Source organism: Paenibacillus beijingensis, assembly GCF_000961095.1.
GTDB lineage: Bacteria > Bacillota > Bacilli > Paenibacillales > Paenibacillaceae > Paenibacillus_O > Paenibacillus_O beijingensis.
Genome location: NZ_CP011058.1, coordinates 2,361,727 through 2,370,000, shown reverse-complemented (window position 1 = coordinate 2,370,000; position 8,274 = coordinate 2,361,727). Strand labels below are relative to the sequence as shown.

Here is an 8,274-nt window from a genome sequence, read left to right as displayed (position 1 = left end):
CCAGCCGGAACGTTCACTTCCACTGTGGTGCCCTTCTTTTTGCCCAGAATCGCTTTGCCTACCGGGCTTTCGTTCGAGATTTTGTTTTGCAGGGGATCCGACTCGGCCGTGCCGACGATCGCATATTCCATCGTATCGCCGTATTCGACATCCTCCACCGTCACGATGGAGCCGATGCTGACCGTGTCGATATCGATCTCGTCGTTATTGATGATGCGCGCATTGCGGAGCATCTTCTCGAGCGTAATGATGCGGCCTTCAATGAAAGCTTGCTCGTTCTTGGCGTCTTCATATTCGGAGTTCTCGCTGATGTCACCGTAACCGATGGCCACTTTAATCCGTTCGGCCACTTCACGACGTTTGACCGATTTGAGATTTTCCAATTCTTCTTCAAGTTTCTTGAGACCGTCCTGAGTCAGAATCACTTCTTTATCGCTCATTACTGATTCTCCTGTCGTGTGACATATTTTCATACCCGGGTATGAATGCACTGCTAATTACAATATTATATCGCTCCCCGAAGCTCTGATGCCTGCCTCTTGCAAAGCGAATTCGCTGCTTGGATGTAAGAGGGATTAAGCGACAGGAACAGCCGGATTAGGATTATATTGCAAGATTATATTTCATGTGCGCCCCGAATGTCAATTGAATCCAAGTCCAAACGGGGGAGCAACGATTCATTCCGAAAAAAACCCGCCCCCGTTCGTCAATGAACGGGGGATCCGTCTGCTTGCTGGCCGGAGCTGGCGCCGACACCCTCGTCTTCGAGCGAGCGGATATACTGCTCCAAAATCTGCTCCATATTATCGCGGCTCGTCTCCTCCATAATGCTGTCTTTCACGCGCGCCGCGCCGGGAAGACCTTTCAGGTACCACGCCAAATGCTTGCGCATCTCGCGTACAGCTACGGACTCGCCTTTGAGGGCTGCGAGGCGGTCCATATGCAGCAGGGCGATCCGCATCTTTTCGCCGGGCGCCGGTTCCGGCAGCAGCTCCCCGTTCGTCAAATAATGCACCGTGCGGTACAGCATCCACGGGTTGCCGAGCGCGCCCCTGCCGATCATGACGCCGTCGCAACCGGTCTGTTCGATCATCCGCTTGGCGTCCTCCGGCGTTACAACGTCCCCGTTGCCGATAACGGGAATGCTAACCGCTTCCTTGACCTGCTTTATTTTGTCCCAGTCCGCCTTGCCCGTATACAGCTGCTCGCGGGTACGGCCGTGAACGCTGACGGCCTGGCCGCCGGCGCGTTCCACCGCAAGGGCGTTCTCAACGACGTAAATGTGCTCGCTGTCCCATCCAATCCGCATTTTGACGGTGACGGGCTTATCGACGGCGTCGACGACGGCGGACACCATCTCGTAGATTTTGTTCGGGTCGAGCAGCCAGCGGGCGCCGGCGTCGCATTTTGTCACTTTCGGCACCGGACAGCCCATATTAATATCGATGATGTCGGCGTTCGTCTGTTTGTCGACAATGCGCGCCGCCTCGACAAGCGATTCCCGGTCCCCTCCGAAAATTTGCAGGCTGAGCGGCTTCTCCCGCTCGTCGACATACAGCATCTCAAGCGTGCGCTTGTTCCCGTGCAGGATCGCTTTGTCGCTGACCATCTCGGCGCAAACGAGCCCGGTGCCGAATTCTTTGGCGATCAGGCGGAAGGCGGGGTTGCACACGCCGGCCATCGGGGCGAGCACCACGTTATTTTTCATTTCGATGTTTCCGATTTTCAGCATGGCGTTATCGCTTCCTTTCATTTCGTTTGCAGGCCGCCGTTATCGTCAGCGGTCAGTTCTCCATAATCGACGCCGAGTGCGTCGGCAATTTGCGCGAGCAGCTGCGCTTCCGGTTTGCGGGTGCCCCGCTCCAGAGAACCGAGAACGGCGACGGATACTTCGAGCCGCTTCGCCAGTTCCTGTTGGGTGAATCCTTTTAATTTTCGAAAGGCGCGGACCCGCTGCGCCAGTTGATCGTATTCCATGAAACAATGCCTTCCTTTCCTTCCCGAAGCGCAGCTAGGGCCAGCTCCGCCACTTCCGCCTGCAGCGGGTGTCCGGCGGCAAGGACGTCCGCAAGCGGCACCAGCACGAAAGCCCGTTCCATCATCCTCGGGTGCGGAAGCGTCAGCTCTTCTTCATCCATCTTCACTGCGCCGTACAATAAAAGATCGAGATCAATGACGCGCGGTCCCCACCGCACGTCGCGCACCCGGCCAAGCTGCTGCTCTACGGCGAGCAGCAGACGCAGCAAATCAAGTGGCGGAAGCGTCGTCCGGAGCGCCGCCGCCATGTTCAGAAACGCCGGCTGCTCGGTGTAGCCGACCGGATCGGTCTCATAGACGGCGGAGACGCCGGTCACTTCCACGCCTTCGCTGGCGTCCAGCCGCCGCAGCGCTTCGGCCAGCATGCCGCTGCGGTCTCCCAGGTTGGAGCCGAGCGCGATATATGCGGCTGCAGCCCCTGCCCCGCCCGGTTTGGCGGACTTTGCGGAAGACCGGCTTTCACCGCCGCCCGCAGGAGCGCCTGCCGCGGATGATGAATCCGGCAGCTGCTTTGGTATGTTTATTTTAAACGGGAACGATTTGTCCATGCTCATCCCGCTTTCTGCGCAATTCGACGACAACCCCGTCAAAATGAATGTCGAACGGGGGGTTCGGCTTCGTAACGCGAACCGTCAATTCATGTATTCCAGTATAAGTCTGAAGCAAAGAGGATGCAATACGCCCGGCCAAAGCTTCGATCAGCTTGCACGGCGGTCCTTCGACAATTTTCTTCGTCAACGCATGCAGCTCGGCGTAATTGATCGACTCGTTCAAATCGTCGCTTTGCGCCGCTTTCTCCAAATCCATCCGCAGCACCAGATCGACCCAAAACTGCTGGCCCAGCTTGTTTTCTTCGGCAAAAACGCCATGATATCCGTAAAACTTCATCCCGTTCAGCGTCATCGTATCCATCATCATGCCCACCTTTTTTCGCTCAAAATGGTCCGATCCGGCTTACGCCTTGCGGCTTTCCGCCGGTCCGTATACGATCGCGTCCGTCATCGACGCGAACCGCTTGATCGCCCGCACATCATGGACGCGGACGATTTGGCACCCTTGCATAATGCCCGCCCCGACCGTGGCCGCGGTGCCTTCCACCAGATCGTCGACCGGCAGATTGAGCGTATGGCGGATAAACCGTTTGCGGGATGTGCCGAGCAGAACGGGATACCCGAGCGCCGACAGTTCGGTCAGTCGTCCCATTAATTGAAGATTATCTTCATAAGTTTTGGCAAAACCGATGCCGGGATCGAGCCAAATATTCGCCTCTTCTACGCCCGCATGTTTCGCCAAGGCGATGCTGCCTTTCAGGTCCGCAACGACATCGCCGACAAGATCGATATAGTCGCCCGCATGACGGTTATGGCTTAAAATAACCGGGCAGCCGTACTCCGCCGCCACCGCGGCCATCCGCCCGTCGCCCTTTAGTCCCCAAACATCGTTTATGATATGGGCGCCTGCCTCGAGCGATTGCCGCGCCGTCTCCGCTTTATACGTATCGATCGAGAGCGGAACGCCGGGAAGCGCTCTTCGCAGCGCCTCGACGACCGGAATGACGCGCCGCAGCTCTTCCTCCACGGCGACCGCTTCGCTGCCGGGGCGAGTGGACTCGCCGCCGATATCGATCAGATCCGCGCCTTCCTCCACCATCCGCCGCGCATGCAGGACCGCTTTTTCCACCGTATCGAAGCGCCCTCCATCCGAAAACGAATCCGGCGTGGCATTGAGGATGCCCATAATTAACGTCCGCTCTCCGAGCTCCAGCCGGACGCCGTCCGCCCATTCGTATTTTCGCCGGGGCACTTCATAATCCGTCTGCCGTACATACATCAACCTTCACCTCACCCTGCATTAGGAAAAATCAATCGTGTCGCGCTTTGCCCGCACCCGTGTCCGTGTCCGTGTCGAAACGGTATTGCTCGAGCAGTTTCGCGCACATCGGCCCTATCGTGCCCGCGCCCACAACGACAGCGGACTTCGCCGCCCCCATGTCCGTATCATTACCGCTGCGGCCCGCCATTCCGCTCCGGTCCGCAAGCTTCGTAACCGGGACCAGCTCCTGCACGGAGTTGGTCACCCATATTTCATCCGCGGCGAGCAGCTCGTCCCAGCGGTACAAGCCTTCCTCGACGGGAAAGCCTTCCGCCTCCGCCAGCTCCAACACGCGCCGCCTCGTAATACCGGGCAAAATGCCCGTCTCCTTCACCGCCGGCGTCTTCACGACGCCGCCGGCGGCGAAGAACAGATTGCTAACGATGCCTTCGGCGAGCCAGCCTTCTCCCGTCAGCATCAGCCCTTCGGCGCCGGCCGGCGCGCCGCTCTGCAGCAGCTCGCGTTTGGCGATCACGTTGTTCATAAAGTGCAGCGATTTCAGCCGCACGCCGCCTTCGGGCGAGTTGCGGCGGGTGCCGAGCAGACTAAGCTCTCTTCCTTCGCGGTAAAGTCCGGCGGACGGCGCCGGCAGCGGCTTAACCATGAGCAGCTGCAGCGGACGGATATAATCGCCGGCCGGAAGACCCAGCCCTTCATCTCCGGCCGATACCGTCAAGCGGACATAAGCCTCCGAAAGATCGTGCGCGGACATTAGCTCGGCGAGATGGCGGCGGATCGCGGCGGGATCGGCAAACCAGCGGATTCCGAGCTGCCGGCAGCCTTCCGCCAGACGCTGCAAATGCCGCTCCAGCAAGTAAGGAGCGCCGCCATAGGTGCGAAACGTCTCGAACAAACCGATTCCGTACAAAAAACCGTGGTCGTAAACGGAGACTTTGGCATCTCCGGCTTCAACCACGGACCCGTTGTAACCGATTTTCATTACACCACCGTAGCCGATTTGACCGCCAGGAAGTTGCGCAGCATGGTCAGACCGTTCTCGGTAATAATCGATTCCGGATGAAATTGCACGCCCTCAATACGGTAATGCTTATGACGGAGTCCCATAATTTCGCCTTCTTCCGTCTCGGCGCTAATTTCCAGCTCGTCCGGAAGCGTCTCGCGCCGAACGATGAGGGAATGATAGCGCGTTGCGGTAAACGGCGATGGAATGCCTTCAAAGATCGTGCGGCCGTCATGAAGAATGGCCGACGTCTTGCCGTGCATCAGCTTCTCGGCGCGCACCACTTCGCCTCCGAACGCCTGTCCGATCGATTGGTGGCCCAGACAGACGCCGAAGATCGGAATTTTTCCTTTAAACCGGTCGATCAGCGCCAGGCTGATCCCCGCCTCGTTCGGCGAGCAAGGGCCGGGCGAAATCAAAATATGGTCGGGAGCCAGCGCTTCAATTTCCTCCAGGCTGATCTCGTCGTTGCGCTTGACCACAATCACTTCTTTCAGTTCGCCCAAATATTGAACCAAATTGTATGTGAACGAATCATAGTTATCGATAACCAGAATCATACGGCATCCTCCTAAAGGTGTGGTGAAAAAGGGGTCCGGCTACAAGCGTTCATGTTCATCATCAGCTGCGGAACGCGAACGCGCAGCTTCCGCCGTCTCGGCCGCGAACTGCTCGCTGTATTGAATCGCTTTCCAGAGCGCCTTCGCCTTGTTGAGCGATTCATCATATTCGCGTTCGGGTACGGAGTCGATCACGATTCCCGCCCCTGCCTGAATGTGAACGGCGTTATCCTTTACGACCATCGTTCGTATAACAATATTAAATTCCATATCCCCGTTATAGTCAATCCACCCCATCGAACCGGTGTAGGGTCCGCGCCTTACCGGCTCCAGCTCTTCGATAATTTCCATCGTGCGGATTTTCGGCGCGCCGGTAATGGTTCCCCCCGGGAAAGTAGCCGCAATCACGTCGTAAGCGTCCTTCCCTTCGGCCAGCCTGCCTTCCACCTGCGATACCAAATGCATCACATGGGAGTAGCGCTCCACCACCATCAGCTCTTCCACCCGCACAGATCCGAATGCGGCGATGCGGCCAAGATCGTTGCGCTCCAAGTCGACGAGCATAATATGCTCGGCCCTCTCCTTCTCGCTCGTTCGAAGCTCTTCTTCCATGAGGCGGTCTTCTTCCGGCGTACGGCCGCGGCGGCGCGTACCCGCAATCGGGCGGGTTGCCAGCTTGCCGCCCTGCAGCTCGACGAGCAGCTCCGGCGAGCCGGAAACGAGCTGAAAATCGGGACTGCGCAAAAATCCCATATAAGGAGAAGGGTTTACGAGCCGCAGCCATTCGTACAGCTCTTCCGGCGAAGCGGCGGCGCTTCGGCTCTGACGCAGAGAAAGGTTTACTTGAAACACATCCCCCTGCGCGATATATTCGCGAATCCGCTCGACGGCACGCATATAGTCTTCCCTGGCAAAAGGTCCGTATATGCCGTCCGGGAGCTCAAACGCGGATGATGGGGGTTGCCGCTCCAAAAATTCTCGCCGCAGCGCAGCCGGATTCCGGTCTACCGGATGCCCAGCTTCATCCGCCGGTTCTCCATACGCATCTGTGAACCGAAGCCATTCCCGTTCCATCCGCTCTGCCCTTGCGCAGGCCGCATCGTACTTTATTTTCAGCTTCCCGCTTGCTGCGTCTTCGGGCGCGATCGCCGTATGAACGGCGCAGTAAAGCGCTTGTTCCTCCCGGTCCACGATCCACACCTCGTCCATGTGCATGAACAAATAGTCGGGAATGCCAAGATCGTCCTCAGCGAGCTCCGGCAGCCGCTCGATCGTGCGGATGACGTCATAGCTCCAGAAGCCGGCGCAGCCGCCGGTCCATTTCGGACCGTCCGCAACCCGCGGCGCGCGGCTTGCGCTCATCCAGTTCCGCACGATTTCCAGCGGTTTGCCGTGCAGCCGCCTCGTTTCGCCCGTCGCTGTATCCACGCTTTCAGCGTCGAGCCCTTTGCCCTGTACAACCGATGCCGGACGCAGCCCCAAGTAAGTGTAACGTCCGTCCTTGCCGCTCTCCAGCACGAACGCATATGCCGAAGCCGATTTCCAAGCCTCTTCCCAGCTGGCCGGCGCCGCCGTCCCTGCGGGAAGCGGAAGCTTGTGCAGCAGCGGCAGCGTCGTATACATCCCCTGCCTCGTCCATCGTTCCCAATCTGCAAAAGCCGTCACTGCTACCGGCATCCATAAGCCCTCCCGAATCCGATTCCGCTAATCGCGCCGCATGTGCTTTAAGCAGCCTTTGGCGCTCTATTGCCTGCTAGTATATCAAAACGCCCGGGAAAAAGAAAAGCTCCCGCTTATCGCGGGAGCTTTAAGTTCCAATTCGATTCGCCGGCCGGGGCCGAATTAATTTTCGAAGTTGAACAGCGGCGTGCTGAGGTAGCGTTCGCCGTTGCTCGGCACAACCGCAATGACGCGCTTGCCTTTGCCAAGCTCTTTCGCCACTTTCAGCGCGGCGAAGATGGCGGCGCCGGAAGAAATGCCGCACAGAATGCCTTCTTCGCGGGCGGCGCGGCGCGCATAATCGAACGCCTCTTCATTTTCGACCGTAATGACGCCGTCGTAAACTTCACGATTCAGCACTTCGGGAATGAAGTTGGCGCCGATGCCTTGAATTTTGTGGCCGCCCGGCTTGCCGCCGGAAAGCAGCGGGGAAGCCGCAGGCTCAACCGCATACACTTTAATGCCGGGGAAGTTCGCTTTAAGCACTTCACCTGCTCCTGTAATCGTGCCGCCCGTACCGATACCGGCAACGAATGCGTCCAGCTTGCCGTCGAGCGAATTGATCGCTTCCACAATTTCCGGTCCCGTCGTTTCGCGGTGCACTTTCGCGTTGGCCGGGTTTTTGAACTGCTGCGGCATAAAGTAGTTGGCGTTCTCCGATGCAAGCTCTTCCGCTTTTTTTACCGCGCCGTTCATGCCTTCCGCTCCCGGCGTCAGCACCAGCTCGGCACCGTAAGCGCGAAGCAGGTTGCGGCGCTCGAGACTCATCGTCTCCGGCATAACGAGAACCGCTCTGTAGCCTTTTGCAGCCGCTACCATGGCCAGACCGATTCCGGTATTTCCGCTCGTCGGCTCAACAATCGTCGTCTCTCCCGGTTTAATGAGGCCTTCCTGCTCGGCAACCTCGATCATGCTGATTGCAATCCGGTCCTTTACGCTGGCACCCGGATTTTGGTACTCCAGCTTCAAATAAATTTCCGCGCTGTCTTCCGGCACAAGACGGTTCAGACGGACAAGCGGTGTATCTCCAATGAGGTCTGTTACATTATTAACAATACGAGCCACTATAATAGGCCTCCCTTATAATCCGACTAAATCAATTGGGTATATTCTGCTCCATCTTAT

General features: G+C 57.9%; 10 protein-coding genes (1 of these 10 only partly in view). All 10 read right to left on the bottom strand.

The window, feature by feature from the left end; all coding sequences use genetic code 11:
• Positions 1-440: the 5' portion of a transcription elongation factor GreA gene (gene greA, locus VN24_RS10665; RefSeq protein WP_045670402.1), read on the bottom strand. 37 nt of this gene lie to the left of the window's left edge; 440 of the gene's 477 nt are visible here — the first part of the coding sequence; the start codon lies at positions 438-440; its stop codon lies beyond the left edge, outside the window.
• A gap of 266 nt (positions 441-706) precedes the next feature.
• Positions 707-1,732 (bottom strand): tRNA dihydrouridine synthase DusB, encoded by a 1,026-nt coding sequence (dusB, locus tag VN24_RS10660; protein WP_045673179.1) that lies wholly within the window; start codon positions 1,730-1,732, stop codon positions 707-709.
• Positions 1,733-1,749: 17 nt separating this feature from the next.
• The gene (locus tag VN24_RS10655; RefSeq protein ID WP_045670401.1) at positions 1,750-1,977 is read right to left on the bottom strand and encodes a helix-turn-helix domain-containing protein; all 228 of its coding nucleotides are present in this window, start codon (positions 1,975-1,977) and stop codon (positions 1,750-1,752) included.
• Entirely contained in the window at positions 1,929-2,585 is a 657-nt protein-coding gene (gene folK, locus VN24_RS10650; RefSeq protein WP_082083712.1) for a 2-amino-4-hydroxy-6-hydroxymethyldihydropteridine diphosphokinase, read from the bottom strand. The genes VN24_RS10655 and folK overlap by 49 nt, the downstream gene beginning before the upstream one ends.
• Positions 2,563-2,949, bottom strand: coding sequence for a dihydroneopterin aldolase (gene folB / locus VN24_RS10645; protein WP_045670400.1), 387 nt, complete (start codon positions 2,947-2,949; stop codon positions 2,563-2,565). The genes folK and folB overlap by 23 nt, the downstream gene beginning before the upstream one ends.
• 42 nt (positions 2,950-2,991) lie before the next feature.
• The gene (gene folP, locus VN24_RS10640) at positions 2,992-3,867 is read right to left on the bottom strand and encodes a dihydropteroate synthase (RefSeq protein WP_045670399.1); all 876 of its coding nucleotides are present in this window, start codon (positions 3,865-3,867) and stop codon (positions 2,992-2,994) included.
• 31 nt (positions 3,868-3,898) lie between these two features.
• Positions 3,899-4,849, bottom strand: coding sequence for an aminotransferase class IV (locus tag VN24_RS10635; protein ID WP_045670398.1), 951 nt, complete (start codon positions 4,847-4,849; stop codon positions 3,899-3,901).
• Complete coding sequence (pabA, locus tag VN24_RS10630; RefSeq protein WP_045670397.1) at positions 4,849-5,430, bottom strand: aminodeoxychorismate/anthranilate synthase component II; 582 nt, start codon at positions 5,428-5,430, stop codon at positions 4,849-4,851. The genes VN24_RS10635 and pabA overlap by 1 nt, the downstream gene beginning before the upstream one ends.
• A gap of 39 nt (positions 5,431-5,469) precedes the next feature.
• Positions 5,470-7,107, bottom strand: a complete 1,638-nt coding sequence (locus VN24_RS10625; RefSeq protein ID WP_045670396.1) for an anthranilate synthase component I family protein — start codon at positions 7,105-7,107, stop codon at positions 5,470-5,472.
• Between the two features lie 165 nt (positions 7,108-7,272).
• The gene (cysK, locus tag VN24_RS10620; protein WP_045670395.1) at positions 7,273-8,214 is read right to left on the bottom strand and encodes a cysteine synthase A; all 942 of its coding nucleotides are present in this window, start codon (positions 8,212-8,214) and stop codon (positions 7,273-7,275) included.
• Between the last annotated feature and the right edge of the window lie 60 nt (positions 8,215-8,274).

Coding starts and splice junctions, on each gene's coding strand:
- VN24_RS10635 (WP_045670398.1), bottom strand. CDS start 4,849: ATGAAAATCGGTTACAACGGGTCCGTGGTTGAAGCCGGAGATGCCAAA.
- pabA (WP_045670397.1), bottom strand. CDS start 5,430: ATGATTCTGGTTATCGATAACTATGATTCGTTCACATACAATTTGGTT.
- folK (WP_082083712.1), bottom strand. CDS start 2,585: ATGGACAAATCGTTCCCGTTTAAAATAAACATACCAAAGCAGCTGCCG.
- VN24_RS10625 (WP_045670396.1), bottom strand. CDS start 7,107: ATGCCGGTAGCAGTGACGGCTTTTGCAGATTGGGAACGATGGACGAGG.
- folB (WP_045670400.1), bottom strand. CDS start 2,949: ATGGATACGATGACGCTGAACGGGATGAAGTTTTACGGATATCATGGC.
- dusB (WP_045673179.1), bottom strand. CDS start 1,732: ATGCTGAAAATCGGAAACATCGAAATGAAAAATAACGTGGTGCTCGCC.
- VN24_RS10655 (WP_045670401.1), bottom strand. CDS start 1,977: ATGGAATACGATCAACTGGCGCAGCGGGTCCGCGCCTTTCGAAAATTA.
- folP (WP_045670399.1), bottom strand. CDS start 3,867: ATGTATGTACGGCAGACGGATTATGAAGTGCCCCGGCGAAAATACGAA.